The sequence below is a fragment of the Pseudomonas sp. JAI111 genome, assembly GCF_024809425.1.
In the GTDB taxonomy this organism is placed as follows: domain Bacteria; phylum Pseudomonadota; class Gammaproteobacteria; order Pseudomonadales; family Pseudomonadaceae; genus Aquipseudomonas.
Genome location: NZ_JANUCB010000002.1, coordinates 41,645 through 56,710, shown reverse-complemented (window position 1 = coordinate 56,710; position 15,066 = coordinate 41,645). Strand labels below are relative to the sequence as shown.

The 15,066-nt window shown below is 58.1% G+C and carries 18 protein-coding genes; 7 read left to right on the top strand and 11 right to left on the bottom strand.

The window, feature by feature from the left end; genetic code table 11:
• Positions 1-130: 130 nt before the first annotated feature.
• From HNR03_RS07865 to HNR03_RS07845, 5 genes are all read right to left on the bottom strand, one after another.
• Positions 131-1,462: a deoxyguanosinetriphosphate triphosphohydrolase gene (locus HNR03_RS07865; RefSeq protein WP_222587852.1), complete on the bottom strand. Its 1,332-nt coding sequence runs from the start codon at positions 1,460-1,462 to the stop codon at positions 131-133.
• Positions 1,463-1,529: 67 nt separating this feature from the next.
• Positions 1,530-2,693 (bottom strand): EAL domain-containing protein, encoded by a 1,164-nt coding sequence (locus tag HNR03_RS07860; protein ID WP_259152197.1) that lies wholly within the window; start codon positions 2,691-2,693, stop codon positions 1,530-1,532.
• Between the two features lie 126 nt (positions 2,694-2,819).
• Positions 2,820-3,161: a hypothetical protein gene (locus HNR03_RS07855; RefSeq protein ID WP_222587850.1), complete on the bottom strand. Its 342-nt coding sequence runs from the start codon at positions 3,159-3,161 to the stop codon at positions 2,820-2,822.
• Positions 3,158-3,547: a phage holin family protein gene (locus HNR03_RS07850; RefSeq protein ID WP_222587849.1), complete on the bottom strand. Its 390-nt coding sequence runs from the start codon at positions 3,545-3,547 to the stop codon at positions 3,158-3,160. The genes HNR03_RS07855 and HNR03_RS07850 overlap by 4 nt, the downstream gene beginning before the upstream one ends.
• 2 nt (positions 3,548-3,549) lie before the next feature.
• Positions 3,550-3,864 (bottom strand): YqjD family protein, encoded by a 315-nt coding sequence (locus HNR03_RS07845; protein ID WP_109633587.1) that lies wholly within the window; start codon positions 3,862-3,864, stop codon positions 3,550-3,552.
• A 305-nt stretch (positions 3,865-4,169) separates the two neighbouring features.
• On the opposite strand from HNR03_RS07845, the gene HNR03_RS07840 reads away from it, so the two are divergent.
• Positions 4,170-5,378: an ammonium transporter gene (locus HNR03_RS07840; RefSeq protein ID WP_259152190.1), complete on the top strand. Its 1,209-nt coding sequence runs from the start codon at positions 4,170-4,172 to the stop codon at positions 5,376-5,378.
• 1 nt (position 5,379) lies between these two features.
• Here the strand turns inward: HNR03_RS07840 and HNR03_RS07835 are convergent, their stop codons facing one another.
• Positions 5,380-7,095 carry a monovalent cation:proton antiporter-2 (CPA2) family protein gene (locus HNR03_RS07835; RefSeq protein WP_259152188.1) on the bottom strand — a complete coding sequence of 572 codons (1,716 nt, stop codon included), beginning with the start codon at positions 7,093-7,095 and terminating at the stop codon, positions 5,380-5,382.
• A 208-nt stretch (positions 7,096-7,303) separates the two neighbouring features.
• Between HNR03_RS07835 and HNR03_RS07830 the strand changes: the two genes are divergently transcribed.
• The 3 genes from HNR03_RS07830 to HNR03_RS07820 all read left to right on the top strand — a co-directional run bounded on the left by HNR03_RS07830 (position 7,304) and on the right by HNR03_RS07820 (position 8,987).
• Positions 7,304-7,540, top strand: coding sequence for a glutaredoxin family protein (locus HNR03_RS07830; protein WP_259152186.1), 237 nt, complete (start codon positions 7,304-7,306; stop codon positions 7,538-7,540).
• A 167-nt stretch (positions 7,541-7,707) separates the two neighbouring features.
• Positions 7,708-8,025 carry a transcriptional regulator gene (locus HNR03_RS07825; protein ID WP_208669291.1) on the top strand — a complete coding sequence of 106 codons (318 nt, stop codon included), beginning with the start codon at positions 7,708-7,710 and terminating at the stop codon, positions 8,023-8,025.
• A 71-nt stretch (positions 8,026-8,096) separates the two neighbouring features.
• The gene (locus HNR03_RS07820) at positions 8,097-8,987 is read left to right on the top strand and encodes a pseudouridine synthase (protein WP_259152185.1); all 891 of its coding nucleotides are present in this window, start codon (positions 8,097-8,099) and stop codon (positions 8,985-8,987) included.
• Between the two features lie 69 nt (positions 8,988-9,056).
• Here HNR03_RS07820 and HNR03_RS07815 read toward each other — a convergent pair whose 3' ends face one another.
• Both HNR03_RS07815 and mobA read right to left on the bottom strand, forming a co-directional pair.
• Complete coding sequence (locus tag HNR03_RS07815) at positions 9,057-9,278, bottom strand: YgdI/YgdR family lipoprotein (protein WP_222587844.1); 222 nt, start codon at positions 9,276-9,278, stop codon at positions 9,057-9,059.
• Positions 9,279-9,354: 76 nt separating this feature from the next.
• A complete protein-coding gene (gene mobA / locus HNR03_RS07810; RefSeq protein ID WP_259152184.1) occupies positions 9,355-9,957 on the bottom strand; it encodes a molybdenum cofactor guanylyltransferase MobA in 603 nt (200 codons plus the stop codon).
• A gap of 81 nt (positions 9,958-10,038) precedes the next feature.
• Between mobA and moaB the strand changes: the two genes are divergently transcribed.
• Both moaB and glp read left to right on the top strand, forming a co-directional pair.
• Positions 10,039-10,578, top strand: a complete 540-nt coding sequence (moaB, locus tag HNR03_RS07805) for a molybdenum cofactor biosynthesis protein B (RefSeq protein WP_090186349.1) — start codon at positions 10,039-10,041, stop codon at positions 10,576-10,578.
• A 22-nt stretch (positions 10,579-10,600) separates the two neighbouring features.
• The gene (glp, locus tag HNR03_RS07800) at positions 10,601-11,788 is read left to right on the top strand and encodes a gephyrin-like molybdotransferase Glp (RefSeq protein WP_259152181.1); all 1,188 of its coding nucleotides are present in this window, start codon (positions 10,601-10,603) and stop codon (positions 11,786-11,788) included.
• A gap of 65 nt (positions 11,789-11,853) precedes the next feature.
• Here glp and HNR03_RS07795 read toward each other — a convergent pair whose 3' ends face one another.
• A complete protein-coding gene (locus tag HNR03_RS07795) occupies positions 11,854-12,162 on the bottom strand; it encodes a hypothetical protein (RefSeq protein ID WP_259152179.1) in 309 nt (102 codons plus the stop codon).
• Between the two features lie 323 nt (positions 12,163-12,485).
• Between HNR03_RS07795 and yegS the strand changes: the two genes are divergently transcribed.
• Positions 12,486-13,391: a lipid kinase YegS gene (gene yegS / locus HNR03_RS07790; RefSeq protein WP_259153403.1), complete on the top strand. Its 906-nt coding sequence runs from the start codon at positions 12,486-12,488 to the stop codon at positions 13,389-13,391.
• Here yegS and HNR03_RS07785 read toward each other — a convergent pair.
• Both HNR03_RS07785 and HNR03_RS07780 read right to left on the bottom strand, forming a co-directional pair.
• On the bottom strand, positions 13,388-14,047 hold the full coding sequence (locus tag HNR03_RS07785) for a response regulator transcription factor (RefSeq protein WP_222587840.1): 660 nt from the start codon (positions 14,045-14,047) through the stop codon (positions 13,388-13,390). The genes yegS and HNR03_RS07785 overlap by 4 nt on opposite strands.
• Positions 14,044-14,937 carry a sensor histidine kinase gene (locus HNR03_RS07780; protein WP_259153402.1) on the bottom strand — a complete coding sequence of 298 codons (894 nt, stop codon included), beginning with the start codon at positions 14,935-14,937 and terminating at the stop codon, positions 14,044-14,046. Before HNR03_RS07780 ends, HNR03_RS07785 begins: the two co-directional genes overlap by 4 nt.
• Positions 14,938-15,066: the final 129 nt, after the last annotated feature.

Here is a 15,066-nt window from a genome sequence, read left to right as displayed (position 1 = left end):
ATTATTTCGCGATTCGATCGTGCAATCGATCAGTCCGCTCTGTACAGGGTGTAGGGCAATTCGTTTGACGTTGAAGTGCGTGTGACTGCCGATCAGCCGTCGCCAGTCGTGACGGCTGATCGAAAGGTTTTCACCCGTGGCTGGCGCGACCGGTCATTTCCAGTGCCATTTCACTGGCATAGCTGTCGGTCATGCCGGCAATGAAGTCGATCATTCTCAGGAACGAGTTGTGTAAAGGACCATGAGGATCAGGCGCATTGTTGCCCAGCAGGTCCAGGATGCGGCGGCTCTTGAAGGACGGCGTCCGGCCGTTGTGTTGTTCCAGTGCCGCACCACAGAACGCGTTGAGCAGGATTTCCAGCGTGGTGTAAGCGCCGATTTCATGCAGCGTCTTGCGCTTGTCCTGGAAGATTTTCTTGCGCGCCATGTCTTTGGCATTCAAGACGCAGCGTTTGGCCGGCCCGTGCATGTGTTCCACCAGGTCGCCGGTCAGCGTGCCAGCCAGCAGCGCGTCCTGTTGCTCGACGAAAGCCCGGGCTGCGGCATTGGTCAGGTGCTCGATGGCTTTGCCCCGCAGGATTGCCAATTTGCGACGACGCGAATCCAGTGGCCCCAATTGGCGATAGGTTTGCGGAAGATCGTCGCCCACCAGGTCAAGGAGCAGCGACTCGACCTCGGCGTACTCAAGCAGATCCATCTCCAGACCGTCTTCCAGATCGATCAGCGCGTAACAGATGTCATCGGCAGCTTCCATCAAGTACACCAGCGGATGTCGCGCCCAGCGCTGTTCCTCCAGTTGGGGAAGACCGAGTTTCTGAGCAATCTGCTCCAACAGTCCAAGCTCGCTCTGGTAGCAGCCGAACTTGTGTTTTTTGTAGCCCAGTGAGTCGGCGTGTTTTGCCGTCCATGGGTACTTCAGGTAAGTGCCCAGGGTGGCATAGGTCAGTCGGGTGCCGCCGTCGAACTGGTGGTATTCCAGTTGGGTGAGCACCCGAAAACCTTGAGCGTTGCCTTCGAAATTAAGGAAGTCGTCACGTTCGACCTCGCTCATGGCGTCCAGCCAGCCCCGGCCTGCGGCTTGCTGGAACCAGTGACGAATCGCGTCTTCGCCGGAATGACCGAAGGGCGGATTGCCGATGTCGTGGGCAAGACAGGCCGATTGCACCACCATCCCCAGATCGCTCGGTTCGCACCAGTCAGGCAAGGCGCCGCGTATGGTTTCACCGACTCGCATGCCCAGGGATCGACCCACACAACTGACTTCCAGCGAGTGAGTCAGGCGTGTGTGGATATGATCGTTGCTGGAGACTGGATGAACCTGGGTCTTGCGCCCGAGGCGGCGAAAAGCCCCCGAGAAAATAATGCGGTCGTGGTCTTTGTGGAAAGGGCTGCGGCCGAGTTCTTCAGGGCTGTGCAGCGGCTTTCCGAGGCGTTCGCGGGTAAGCAGTGTTTGCCAATCCAAGGCTGGGCTCTCCGTCAGGTGACTGATGCTCTAGCTTCGGGGTTCCCGCCTGTGCCCGCAAGTGGAACTAGAGCCCGGCAGCGTCGATGTCGATGAGCAGCAGTCGCTCGCCGTTGTCAAAAAATTGCCCGGCGGTAAGGCAGTACTGATTGCTGGTGGCATCGCGGTAGGTGCTTGAGAGTGTCAGGCGCCGCTCTTCCCAGCCTTCGGCCAGCAAGTGATAAAAGTAAGGACGCCATGACCAGTTGTGACCCAGGTAGCGGTTATCGGCCTCCCAGCCGTTGTTGCGCCATTCCAGATTGGGCGTCAGCTGCGTGCCATGGCGGTCGCATTGATAGAAGCGCAACAGCCAGGGAAATGCGTCCAGTTGTGGCAAGGCGCTCAGCGGTGCACGGGCCTGGGCCCAGACTTGCAGAATGGCCATCAACTCGCAGAGTTGCTGGCGCATGGTATTCAGTCGGCTGCGTTCGTCCAGCTTCTGTTGAACATAGCGTTGGCGCAGTTGTGCGAAATGCTCGACGAAGGCATTGGAAGCGAAAAAGTCCGCTTGCGCCCGGGCAAACAGAAAACCCTGCACATAGCGTGAGCCGCATTCGAGGGCAAAATTCAGTTGGGCTTCGGTTTCCACGCCTTCGGCGATGATCCAGCAACCGGTTTTCTCGGCCATTTGCGCCAGTGCCTTCACCACGTCACTGCTGGGACCGCCCAATGCCGCAGCCTGGAACAGCCGCATGTCGAGCTTGAGAATGTCCGGCTGCAGGGCCAATACGCGATCGAGCTGAGAGTAGCCGGCACCGAAGTCATCGATGGCGATCCGTGCGCCGGCCTGCCGGTAGCGGGCCACGACGTCGGCCAGACGCTGAATGTCGCCCCCAAGCTCGGTGATTTCGAAGACGATGCGTTGTGGGTCGACATTGTGCCTGACCAATTGCTTGAGGCTCGGTAGCGCCTGATTCGGCCGCAAGCGGTTGATCCATCGGGGGGAAATGTTCAGGCTCAGAAACCAGTCCGCAGGCGCTTCATGCAGGCGGCTCAGGGCGTTGTCGCGAATCTGGCGATCAAGACGACGCAGGGCAACGGCGGGCGTTCGCGGGTCCGCGAATAGCGGTCCCACCGAGGCAAGTTGGCCGTCGGGTTGTCGAAGTCGACCCAGCGCTTCCACACCCGCGATACGGCCAGTGGCGGTATCGATGAACGGCTGAAAGCAGGCGAGCGGTTGCCCGTCGATCACGAGGCCTCCTTAGTAAGGTCTTGTTTTTGGATAAACCCGCTCACCGGATAGGCACACAGGATTGAACCTCTCGATAAAGAGGTTAATCCCGGTGGTATTGCAAGAATGCAGCCAGATAAAGACTGTTCAGTCTTTGCGCGGAGAGTTTTGCAGGACGAGCTTGATCAATGGCCCAAGCGAGGTGCCCAGGCGAACCAGTCGAGTCAGGCTGCTGACACCACCGCTCTTGGCACCTTTGCCGGTCAGAAACCCGAGCAATGTCACGGCCGCCATGCCCCACAGCGGGGCGTGCTTGATGCCGAAGCCATCCTGCAGGTTTTGCGTCATCCCGCGTACTCGCTGCAAGGGCAGCAGCAGTTGCGCCGATTCGTGGCGAATTTCCTGGCGATGCATTTCCATGCGCAGACGGATCAACGCCTTGCGCATTTCGGTGCGGGAGCTGTTATGGGGAAGTTCAGGCAGGCTCATGGCAGCAGGCGCTCCCGATCGTTGGCCAATTCTTCCAGGGTGCCGTGGAAGGGTGAGGACTCATCGAAAATGGCTGCCTTCAGGCGCATGGCACAGAAGATCGCCGCGAGCGTATAGAACACGCAGAGCCCGATGATCGCCGGCAAGCGGTAAGTGTCCCAGAACAGGATCAGCACCAGCGTCGACAACCCCACCAGCAACAGCAAGGCAAAGACCAGCGCCAGGCCTGCGAACAGCAGCAGGCTTACGGTGCGCGCTTTTTGTTCCTGCAACTCGATGCCGAACAGTTCGACATGGCTGTGCAACAGTCCAAGGAAAGCGGCACCCAAGCGCCGCGATGAAGCGCTTGTGCCCGTCGCGGACGAGCTGGATTCACCGATAGCCATAATTAGCGCCGAGTAGCCAGCAGGCCAATCAGGAAGCCGACGCCCGCTGCGATCCCGACCGATTGCCATGGATTGGTTTGAACATAGTCTTCGGCAGCGGTGACGGCTGCCTGGCCGCGTTCGCGCAGGGAATCTTCGGTCAGCTTCAGGGTTTCGCGGGCGCGCAGCAGGCTGTCGTGAATCTGGCTGCGCAACTCATCGGCCTGATCGCCAGCCAGCGTAGCGGTGTGCTCCAGCAACCGTTCGGTGTCGCTGACCAGTGTCTGAAAATCGTTCATCAGGATTTCTTGAGCAGTCTTTGCTTTGATGCTGGCCATTGATGATCTCCGTAAGTGGCTTCTGAAACGTTCGAGTATGAGCCCAGTGTGAAGGTTCAGTACAAATGAGTGGTACAACTTTTGCTATGTGATGGTGCGTTAACCCGTGCCACTGCGCTGTTGCCGGGCATGATTTCAGCAAAACCCTAACTCAAACAAACAAAACTCGCGTGAAGGTGACGACCTTGTGCGCCAAAGCGGTTCATCGCGACCACGCGTTGATCATGGTGAGCCGCAACTTGGTGCACGAACGACTCTGCGCGAACCGCTTTGGTGCTTTTTTAGCCTTCAGGTCTGCCAACTCCATGGAAAATCTGCAAAGCGCTGTGGACAGTCTGGTCCATAGCTCCAATACGTTGTTCATTCTCATCGGCGCGGTCATGGTGCTGGCCATGCACGCCGGTTTTGCCTTTCTTGAAGTCGGCACGGTTCGACAGAAAAACCAGGTCAATGCCTTGTCGAAGATCCTCAGCGACTTCGCCATTTCGACCCTGGCCTACTTCTTTATAGGCTATTGGATTTCCTATGGGGTCACCTTCCTGCAGCCGGCGGCGGTCATTAACGCCGATCATGGCTACGCACTGGTGAAGTTTTTCTTTCTGCTGACCTTTGCCGCCGCCATTCCCGCGATTATTTCCGGGGGCATTGCCGAGCGCGCCATGTTCGTCCCGCAGCTGTGTGCCACGGCGCTGATCGTGGCATTCATCTATCCGTTCTTCGAGGGCATGGTGTGGAATGGCAATTTCGGCTTGCAAGCCTGGTTGCTGGCGCGTTTTGGCGCCAGCTTCCATGATTTCGCAGGTTCTGTAGTCGTTCATGCCATGGGCGGCTGGCTGGCGCTCGCGGCCGTGTTGTTGCTCGGGCCACGGCAAGGGCGTTATCGCGAAGGGCGGCTGGTGGCGTTTGCTCCCTCGAGCATTCCCTTTCTCGCGCTGGGCTCGTGGATTCTGATTGTCGGCTGGTTCGGCTTCAACGTCATGAGTGCGCAGACACTGCAAGGCGTCAGCGGTTTGGTAGCGGTCAATTCGTTGATGGCCATGGTCGGCGGCACGATGGCGGCGTTGATCGTCGGGCGCAATGACCCAGGGTTTTTGCACAATGGTCCATTGGCCGGGTTGGTGGCGATCTGTGCCGGTTCGGACCTGATGCACCCGGTCGGCGCACTGGTGACGGGTATCATCGCAGGCGCGTTGTTTGTCTGGTGCTTCACCGCGGCTCAAGTCAAATGGCGTATCGATGATGTGCTGGGTGTCTGGCCGTTGCATGGATTGTGCGGTGTCTGGGGCGGGATCGCTTGCGGCATTTTTGGCCAGAGCGCATTGGGTGGCTTGGGAGGCGTTAGCCTGATCAGCCAGTTGATTGGCACCGCTCTGGGGATCGTCGTGGCGTTGGCCGGCGGCTTTACGGTGTATGGCGTGATCAAGGCGTTCCATGGTCTGCGCCTTAGCCAGGAAGAGGAGTATTACGGCGCGGACTTGTCGGTGCACAAGATCGGTGCCGTAAGCCAGGACTGACTCACTGTTCTTCATCGTCGTCGGCTCCAGGATAAAAGCCATGCAGCAGGCGATAACGATCATGGCGTATCTGGTCAGCCCGTTCCTGGACCTGGTGGGCGGGCAACCCCAGCATGATCAGTGCGTGGGAGGCCAGCATCAGGCTCGACTCCAGCAACTCAGGGACGACTTCACTGGCGCCGGCCGCTTTCAACTCGGTCAGCTGACTGTCGTCCCGGGTGCGTACCAGGATAGGAATCGTCGAGTTCAAGCGGCGAGCCTCCTTGAGAATCAGCAGCGCTATGTCGCTCTGGTCCACGGCGATCACCAGCAGTTTTGCGCGCGCCAGGCCTACCGCGAGCAGCAGTTCACCGCGGCGTGAATCGCCGTAATGCACGCAGCTTTCATTGACTGCGGCCTCCTGGACACGCACCGGATCGGTGTCCAGCGCAACGTAGGGTTGTTTGGCGTTGCGTAGGGCTCGGCCGATCGACTGACCGACGCGACCATAGCCACAAATCACCACATGGTTGTGCAAGTCGGCAGTGAGCGCGCTGATTTGCGCCAGTTTTACTTCTTCGTTCGGTTTGCGATGCAGGCGTGTCGCGAGGTGGGGCGCGGCGCGCAGCAATAATGGAGTGACCAGCATCGAGCAGAATGTCGCAGCCAGCAAAAGACCGCCGAAATCGGCGGGCATCATTTTGTTTTGCTGCATCTGTGCCATCAGCGCAAAGCAGAACTCGCCGCCCTGAGCCAATGCCAGACCACTGCGCCAAGCGGTTTCTCCATCGCTGCCGCGCCATTTGACCAGCAACGCAACGACCGTGCCCTTGATCGCCAGCAACCCAAGCGTCAGTCCAAGGATCGCCAGGCCGTGACTGGCAAACAACTTCAAGTCGATCAACATGCCGATACTGACGAAAAACACCCCGAGGAGAATGTCGCGGAATGGCCGGATATCGGCCTCGATCTGATGCCGATAATGGCTTTCCCCCAGCAGCATGCCGGCCAGAAATGCGCCCAGGGCCGGGGAGAGACCGAGCAAGTGAGTCAGCCAGGCAGTAAGCAAAACGATGACCAGCGCCAGCAGCACGAAAAGTTCGGGTGAGCGGGCGGCGGCGACTTCATGAAACAGGCGGGGCAGCAGCCAGCGGCTGGCCAGCAGCAGGCCGATAAACAGCACAATCGTCTTGCCCAGTGTCAGGGGCAAAGCCCAGTACCAGGCCAGGTCGCTGTTGCCGGCGAACACCGGCACCAGGGTCAGCAGCAACACTGCGACCACATCCTGGAACAGCAGCACGGCGATGGCATTCTGGCCGTGACTGCTGAAAATCTCGCCGAGGCTGCTCAGCTCCTTGCTGACAATCGCCGTTGAGGACAGCGAAAGGCCAGCGCCCAGTAACAGAGCTGGGGTGGTCGGCATGCCAAGCGACATCAGCAAGGCACCCAGTACCACCCCGGTACCGAGCACTTGCAGGCTGCCCAGACCAAACACAACTCGGCGCAGCGCGATCATTTTCGACAGGGAAAACTCCAGCCCGAGGGAGAACAACAGGAACACCACACCCAGTTCGGCAAGGTCTGGCAGCTCTTCGCTTTCATTCACCCAGTTGAACGCCGTCGGCCCGATCATCAACCCCACGCACAGATAGCCGAGCACCGGTGGCAATCGCAGGCGCTGGAACAGTGCAATCACCACCAGTGAGGAGGCGAAGATGATCAACAGGTTGGCGAACACAAAAAACTCCGGTGCTGGGTTCTGGCTATTCAAGCGTAGAACTAAAAGAAACCTGAGCATCGCGTAAATGACATTTATGGCGACTGATATGAATCAGGGTTTTGCCGGTGTCATGGTGATTTGTGCGCCAAGGCCAGAAGATTCAATGGCTCGACGGCTTTTGGGGGCAGGCCTAGAATAGTCATTTAATCTCTTAGGTTGAGCGCTCATGCCTCCTGAATGTCAGCTGTTCGGTACTCTTGGGTGCCATCTCTGTGAAGTCGCCGAAGCCGAGCTGATGCCGTTTGTCGAACATGGTCTGCTGGTTGAATTGGTGGATATCGCTGACAGCGAAAGCTGGTTTGAAGCCTACAGCCTGCGTATTCCGGTGTTGCGTCGGATCGATACCGGGGCTGAGCTGGGCTGGCCATTCAGTGCCGATGAGGTGGCAGCGTTCCTGAGTTAAGTGGTTTTTTCGACCTCACTTACCCGTCTGTCGAACTTTGCGATGGATCCCCTTGGCTTAATCGGTCCTCTTCGGATACTGTATGCGCATACAGCTATTCGTTTGTCTGACGGCGACTCCTGATTTTCTGGAGGGAGAGTCGGTTCGGGGCATGAGAGGGATTAATCGTGGTCAATGTCGAGCAATTGAAAAACAGCGTGAACAAGATGTCGGTCGATGTTGTACGCGAGGCTGTCCTCGAGTTGCGTCTGGACGGTCTGGTCACGGAAGGAAAAACTCCGTTCAACAAGCTGCATTTCAATACCTGTTTCGCCGAAATCGAGGCGTTGTTCCAGCGTGCGGGTTATCACCGGCAGCTGGATGTCGTGGGTTATCAGGGGTTGTTGTATGCGCTTTATGACCCTGGTCGCTGGGAAGCGGTTGATGTGCTGCGCTGGCTCAAGGAGTTCACTGAGGCCGCAGCGCGTACGCAGATACCGGCGTGAGGATTCTCTTCTAGGTGTGATCGGGCCAGTGCGGGATAATGCCGTCCTGCATTAAGGGTCAGAGCTTTCGTATGTCCACTTCATCTTTTTCTGCTGCACACCACCAGGCCAGCACGCTTTATTTGCCGCCGGGGCCGTGGCAGACCGTCCTCGATTGTTTGTGCGAACATTTCAGTGCAATCGGTCGTGAACAATGGCTGGCCCGAATTGCACGCGGCCGTGTGCTTGACGCGCAAGGGATGCCGATCACACTTGATCTGCGTTACAAGGAAGGACTGCGGATTCACTATTTTCGTGAGGTCCCGGACGAAAAAGAGATTCCGGTGGTCGAGTCGATCCTGTACGCCGACGAACACCTGGTGGTGGCGGACAAACCGCATTTTCTGCCTGTGACTCCGGCTGGCGAGTATGTAGAGCAGACATTGTTGCGGCGGCTGATCCGTCGACTGGATAACCCGCATCTGGTGCCCTTGCACCGCATCGACCGGCATACCGCAGGGTTGGTGCTGTTTTCAGCGAACCCTCAGAGCCGTTCGGCTTACCAGTCATTGTTTCCTACACGACAAATCGAAAAACGCTACGAAGCAATCGCCCCGGCATTACCTGAGCTTTCGTTTCCACTGGTTCATAAAAGCCGGATGATCGATGGCGAGCCGTTCTTTCGCATGCAGGAAGGTCCGGGCGTCAGCAACACCGAGACAGCCGTCGAGGTCAGGGAGAGGAACGGTGACCTCTGGCGCTATGGGCTTTATCCCGTGACCGGCAAGAAACATCAGTTGCGGGTGCACATGACCGCGCTGGGCGCCAGTATCTGCAACGATCCGTTCTATCCGCAGGTACTCAAGGATATTGAGGACGACTACGCCAATCCCTTGAAATTGCTGGCGCAGGGTTTACGGTTTTTGGACCCGGTCACCGGGCTTGAGCGTGAATTCGAAAGCACCATCACCCTACAATGGTGATAGCAGTCCTCCAGGCACGAAAAAGCCCGCATCAAGCGGGCTTTTTCGTATCCGGTAATGCCGTAAAGATTACAACTCTTTGACGGTACGGACCTGATCCTTGTTGATGCGAGTGCGTTTGCCATCGAGTTGTTCGAACTCATAGAAACCTGACTTCTCATCGTATTTTGGCGCGTCGACGGCCTGGATTTCGCGACCATCATTCAAGGTGATCACTGTAGGCGATGCGCAACCGGCGAGGGTCGCAAGGCCCAAGGCGAGCATGAAAGAGGCGAGGGTCCGTTGAGTCATGAGTGTGTCTCCGAATATGAATTCTTTTGGTTACTGAGCTTGAGACGTATGCATCGTGCGCAAGTTCCTTCTTGCGTCAGTCTGACACAGTGTTGTGTGAGCTTAATAGCTCCGGTGTATTGAGGTTGGCCAGGCGAGGGTCATTTTCGGGGCATTGCAGGGCAGTAGCGCCCAGGTTGCGCATGATCCGCCCCGGACTGCGCTCACCCTCATTCCACGCCTTTTCGAAATCCACCAGGAGTGCCGTCGGGATAATGCAAAGCAAGGGTTCCCAGTGCTCGCCATGCCGCAGCATCAACGGTTTATCCGGATGCTGGCGGGCGGTTTCGCGCATGTCATGGAGCAGGGCGGCATCAATGCGTGGCACGTCGCAGGGCAACACCAGTAAAAAACCATGACGGGCAGCCTTGAGGCCGGCGCGGATACCCGCCAGCGGCCCCGGGAAATCACCTTCGTCGTCATGGACCAACTGGTCGGCGTAAGGCGCGTATTTTTCCATGTTTCTGTTGCAGGAGATGATCAGGTCATCGCTCAACTCACGGGTTTTGCGATGCAGATGCGCGATCAGCGGCTCGCCATGCCATTGCAGAAGTCCCTTGTCCTGACCACCCATGCGTTGGCCTCGTCCCCCCGCCAGGAGCAGAATGGAGCAGGGCGGTAAATCTGTATTCGGGGTCATGGCAAGTCTCCATGGGGGCGTCGAAAAAATGAGGCGCTGTGATATAACACCGGGCTGTTTATCCTACAACTGGACGAGCCTATGAAAGCCAAGGCTGATGTACCTTTCGCGCCGCTCAATATCGCGGTGTTGACGGTCAGCGATACCCGTACCCTGGAAACCGATACGTCAGGACAGGTCTTTGTCGACCGCTTGAGCGCTGCCGGGCATAACCTGGCCGCTCGGGTTTTGCTTAAAGATGACCTCTACAAAATTCGTGCACAAGTCGCCAACTGGATTGCCGACGATGTCGTGCAAGTGGTGTTGATCACCGGTGGTACCGGGTTTACCGGTCGCGACAGCACCCCGGAAGCGGTGAGTTGCCTTCTGGACAAGCAGGTCGATGGTTTCGGCGAGTTGTTCCGGCAGATTTCCGTCGCAGACATCGGCACTTCGACAGTTCAGTCTCGAGCTTTGGCGGGGTTGGCCAATGGCACGCTGGTCTGCTGTTTGCCCGGCTCGACCAACGCGGTGCGCACCGGTTGGGACGGCATTCTTGCCGAGCAGCTGGATTCGCGGCACCGCCCATGCAATTTCGTGGCTCATCTGAAACAGGCGGCACCCTGTGAATCCCGCGGGTAAGCCCGGCAAAACCGGCAGCCTCATGCCCGTTGAGGTAGCGTTGGCGCGTCTGTTGGAAATGGCGGAGTCGTCAAAAATACTTGAGCGTGTACGCCTGCCGTTGGCGCAGGCCGAAGGGCGCGTATTGGCCGAAGACCTGATCTCGACGCTCGATCTGCCCCCTTGGCCGAACAGTGCCATGGACGGCTATGCCTTGCGCATCGCTGACTGGACAGGAGAACCGCTGCCGGTCAGCCAGAAGATTTTTGCCGGTCAGGCACCTGAGCCGTTGAAGCCAGGAACCTGTGCCCGGATCTTCACTGGCGCACCGGTGCCTGAAGGGGCCGATTGCGTCGAGATGCAAGAGAACGCCGAGGTTCAGGCGGATGAGCGAGTCCGATTCATCGAGACCCTGAGTATCGGTCAAAATATTCGGCCGCAAGGCCAGGAAACGACTGTTGGCGAACTTGTAATGCCCGCAGGTACGCGCTTGGGTCCAATCGAACTGGGCCTGGCGGCGTCGTTGGGACGTGCTGAGCTGGAGGTGGTGCGCAAGGTTCGGGTTGCAGTCCTGTCTACCGGAGACGAATTGGTAGAGCCGGGGCAGGCGCTTGGGCCGGGACAGATTTACAACAGCAATCGCGTGCTGCTGTGCAGCTGGTTGTGGCGCCTGGGTTGTGAAGTGATCGATGCCGGCATCCTTCCCGATGATTTATCAACCACCCGTGCTCGCCTGGAAGAGTTGAAGGATGTCGACCTGATCCTTTCTACCGGCGGAGTGTCTGTGGGTGAGGCGGATTTCCTGGGCATCGCCTTACGCGAAGAAGGTGAGTTGTCCTTGTGGAAACTCGCCATCAAACCTGGCAAACCGCTGACAGTCGGACATTTTCACGGCGTGCCGGTGATCGGTTTGCCCGGTAATCCGGCGTCGACCCTGGTCACCTTTGCCTTGTTGACCAGGCCCTATCTCTTGCGCCGACAAGGAGTGAAGGAGGTTGAGCCGTTAAAATTTCAGGTGCCCGCGGGATTCGACTGGCCCAAGGCTGGAAATCGCCGAGAGTACCTGCGTGGACGCCTGGAAAATGGTCGGGCAATCATCTACAAGAACCAGAGTTCTGGCGTACTTCGCAGTGCCGCCTGGGCTGATGGTCTGGTCGAGGTGCTGGAAGATCGCACGCTGGTTGCCGGTGAATATGTGAGCTTCATTGCGCTGAGCGAGTTGCTGGTCTGATCCCTGTCATTGTGTAGTCGCGCAAACCCGGTTGCATCTACCGGGCCTTGCGTGATGTCTGAGGGTCAACGGGCCAGGAGTGTCACGACCTGTTCAAAGCGGCTGTTGGCGACCCAGCCCAGCAACCCAAGGATCACGGCTGTTCCGCCTGCCGAGTAGGCCAGTCGGTGTTTGATGGATTTAACGTCGTTACGTATTTCGTCCATGTTCCTGCGGATGTATTTGAGGTGTGTCTCCAGTTCAATGACGCGAGGTTCCATTTCAACTCCTCCAGTGGGCTTTGCACTGTTGTCAGATTCAGCTTGATGATTGATGCGACTTTCTGCGAACGGCGGTACCGCACCGATCGGCAACCTGAAGTCATGGCTTTGCATGGGCTGAAACGCTCCTTGCGTTGAAATCACTGGAGCGGCCGATACCGTTGTCGATTGTGCTATTCAGGGCTTTTGCAGCGGGGTTGTTCATTGCATGCACGTCCTTGTGGGGTTGCTAATGATGATTGAGAACCACAGACACCAAGGTCTACTAATCACCCTGGCTGGTCAATTGAGCCGATTCCTCACGTTTCGTAAGAAAAATCCCAGGCCTGTAGGACGCCAACGCACTGGCGCTGAAATAATTCAATTTCTACCGACTTTTTTCGGCACCCCTGAGGTCAACATCTCTCATAGGGATTTCAATCATGGGGGCGACAACAATGGGTGAGCGCAAGGCGCTGTTGATTCTGCACGGCAAGCAGGCACTCAACGAGGAGGTCCGCGCGGCCGTCGAAGGCAAACGCCAGCAGGGCTGGGAACTGGCCGTCCGATTGACCTGGGAGGCGGGTGACGCGCAGCGACTGGTAGGAGAGGCGCTGAGTGCAGGGTATACGCACCTGATTGCTGGCGGCGGTGATGGCACCCTGCGTGATATCGCCGAGGCCATGGCGGTGCAATCGACCCAGGCCAGTCTGGTACTGATGCCTCTGGGGACCGCGAACGATTTTGCCCGCGCCGCCGGCGTGCCGCTGGAGCCTGCGCCAGCCCTGGACCTGCTGGAGGCTGCGCCTCACGCCATCGATCTGGGGGAAGTTGGAGGGCAGATGTTTCTGAACATGGCCACTGGTGGATTCGGTAGCCGGGTCACGGCGAACACTTCCGAAGACTTGAAAAAGGTACTCGGTGGGGCCGCCTATCTGTTCACCGGTTTGTCGCGTTTCAGCGAGTTGCATGTCGCATATGGTGAGTTACAGGGACCGGACTTTCACTGGAGTGGCGAGTTATTGGCCTTGGGCATCGGCAATGGCCGGCAAGCTGGCGGCGGTCATGTGCTGTGCCCGCAAGCGCTGGCGGACGATGGTCTGCTGGATATCAGCATCTTGCCCGCGCCGCAGGAGGTGGTGAGTACGTTGAAGACCTTGCTGGCCGACGGATTCGGCATCGACAACATGTTTGTGCGAGCCCGCTTGCCATGGGTCGAGATCAAGGTTTCCGAAGGTCTGCACATTAATCTGGATGGCGAGCCCCTGGAGGGTGACAGCCTGCGCTTCAGTGCGCGCCCGGCAGCGTTACGCGTGCATTTGCCTGAAGACTCGCCACTGCTCGGTAACTCGAAAAATGGCTAGTCGTCCAGGCTGATGATTTGCTCGCGTACGGCAAACAGGACCAGGCCTGCCACGTCGTAGATCTGCAAGCGCTTCATGATCTGCGAGCGATGGGTTTCAACGGTCTTGATGCTGAGGCCCAGGCCATTGGCGATTTCCCGGGTGGATTTTCCGCGGACAATCAGTCGCAGGATTTCCAGTTGCCGCGCGGTCAGGTTGTGCGAGTCCGTTACCTGCGGCTGCTGTTTCTGGTTGCGGATCAGTGCCTGGTTGATCACCGTGTGAGCGATGGCCGGGCTCAGATAACGTTCGTTGTTACGTAAGGCGTCCAGGGCATGTTCCAGCTCGGTCGCCGTGGTGTCCTTGAGCAAATATCCGTGAGCTCCCGATTCCAGCGCTTGCATGATGAGCGCAGGATCTGTGTGCATCGACAGGATCAGCACCTTGCTTTGCGGGCGCACCCGCTTGAGCCGTTGCAAGGCTTCAAGGCCACCGGTCTCCCTCATGGAGATATCCAGCAGAACGATGTCGGGGGACAGTTTCTCGACCATTTCCAGTAGTTGCGAGCCGTCGTTGGCCTCGCCGATTACCGCGTAGCCAGGAATGTCCAGCACCAGAGCGCGCACGCCGGCCCTGATAAGCGAGTGGTCATCCACCAGAAGTAAGTTACAAGTCAATGCATAACCTTATTCGAACTGGCCCGTTCAAGCGCTCGGGGCGCCCAGGGAAAAAGTGCTTCGATTTGAGTGCCTTTGCCCGGCTCGCTGGTCACGGCCAGGGTACCGCCCAGTTGCTCGATCCGTTCCAGCATCCCGGCCATCCCGCGTTGTCCCTCTCTGCCGGGGTCGGCTGCTGGCGCGAAACCCAGGCCGTCGTCGCTGATCAACAGCGTCAGGCCCTGGGGCAAACGTTGCAAGCGGACCAACAGATTTTTCGCTTCGGCGTGACGCAGAATATTGGTCACCGCTTCCTGGGTGATTCGAAAGGCGGCCACCGACATTTCCTCCGGTATTCCGGTCAGGCGCTGATGGCATTCCAGGCTCCAGTGTATGGAGGTATTGGCCAGGGTCTTGAGCAGATGTGCACGCAGGCTGGCTTCCAGGCCGAGACTGGTCAATTGTCTGGGGTTGAGGATGGCCGAGACATCGCGAACCTTGGCCAGGGTTTCGTCCAGTGTGTCGATGAGCGTTGAGCACTGGCCCTGCATTTCTTCCGGCATCCGGCGTTTGAGCCATTCACTTTGGAGTTTTGCAGCGGTCAGCAACTGGCCGATGTCGTCATGTAATTCGCGACTGAGTCGGTGGCGTTCGTTTTCCTGGACTTGCAGCAGGCGGTCCGCCAGTTCTTGCGGCTGAAATTTTATCGACTTGCGCGAGAAATGACCTTGCCCCCACACAACCGCCAGCACCACAAGGTTGAGGACCATCAGACTCGCCGGCAGCGGTGCGGAAGTGCCGAAAATCAGCACACTGCCAAACGCAGAGCACAGGCACAGCAAAAGCGTGAGCCGTCGCGCATTTTTTGCGGAGGGTGGCCATGGCGTGAGTGATTTGAGGCTGGCGTACATAGCGGATGGAGCCAATGAATGTTCGCTGCGGGCAGCTCCGCCATGGTCGTTGACGGGACTGTATTTGGAAATCTGTAGTGACTCGCTTCAAGCAAGGTGCGGTCCCGTGATTAAGAAAGCTTCGAGCTT

Coding starts and splice junctions, on each gene's coding strand:
- HNR03_RS07795 (WP_259152179.1), bottom strand. CDS start 12,162: ATGCAAAGCCATGACTTCAGGTTGCCGATCGGTGCGGTACCGCCGTTC.
- HNR03_RS07850 (WP_222587849.1), bottom strand. CDS start 3,547: ATGGCTATCGGTGAATCCAGCTCGTCCGCGACGGGCACAAGCGCTTCA.
- HNR03_RS07830 (WP_259152186.1), top strand. CDS start 7,304: ATGCCTCCTGAATGTCAGCTGTTCGGTACTCTTGGGTGCCATCTCTGT.
- HNR03_RS07820 (WP_259152185.1), top strand. CDS start 8,097: ATGTCCACTTCATCTTTTTCTGCTGCACACCACCAGGCCAGCACGCTT.
- moaB (WP_090186349.1), top strand. CDS start 10,039: ATGAAAGCCAAGGCTGATGTACCTTTCGCGCCGCTCAATATCGCGGTG.
- HNR03_RS07780 (WP_259153402.1), bottom strand. CDS start 14,937: ATGTACGCCAGCCTCAAATCACTCACGCCATGGCCACCCTCCGCAAAA.
- HNR03_RS07855 (WP_222587850.1), bottom strand. CDS start 3,161: ATGAGCCTGCCTGAACTTCCCCATAACAGCTCCCGCACCGAAATGCGC.
- HNR03_RS07840 (WP_259152190.1), top strand. CDS start 4,170: ATGGAAAATCTGCAAAGCGCTGTGGACAGTCTGGTCCATAGCTCCAAT.
- mobA (WP_259152184.1), bottom strand. CDS start 9,957: ATGACCCCGAATACAGATTTACCGCCCTGCTCCATTCTGCTCCTGGCG.
- HNR03_RS07845 (WP_109633587.1), bottom strand. CDS start 3,864: ATGGCCAGCATCAAAGCAAAGACTGCTCAAGAAATCCTGATGAACGAT.
- HNR03_RS07815 (WP_222587844.1), bottom strand. CDS start 9,278: ATGACTCAACGGACCCTCGCCTCTTTCATGCTCGCCTTGGGCCTTGCG.
- glp (WP_259152181.1), top strand. CDS start 10,601: ATGCCCGTTGAGGTAGCGTTGGCGCGTCTGTTGGAAATGGCGGAGTCG.
- yegS (WP_259153403.1), top strand. CDS start 12,486: ATGGGTGAGCGCAAGGCGCTGTTGATTCTGCACGGCAAGCAGGCACTC.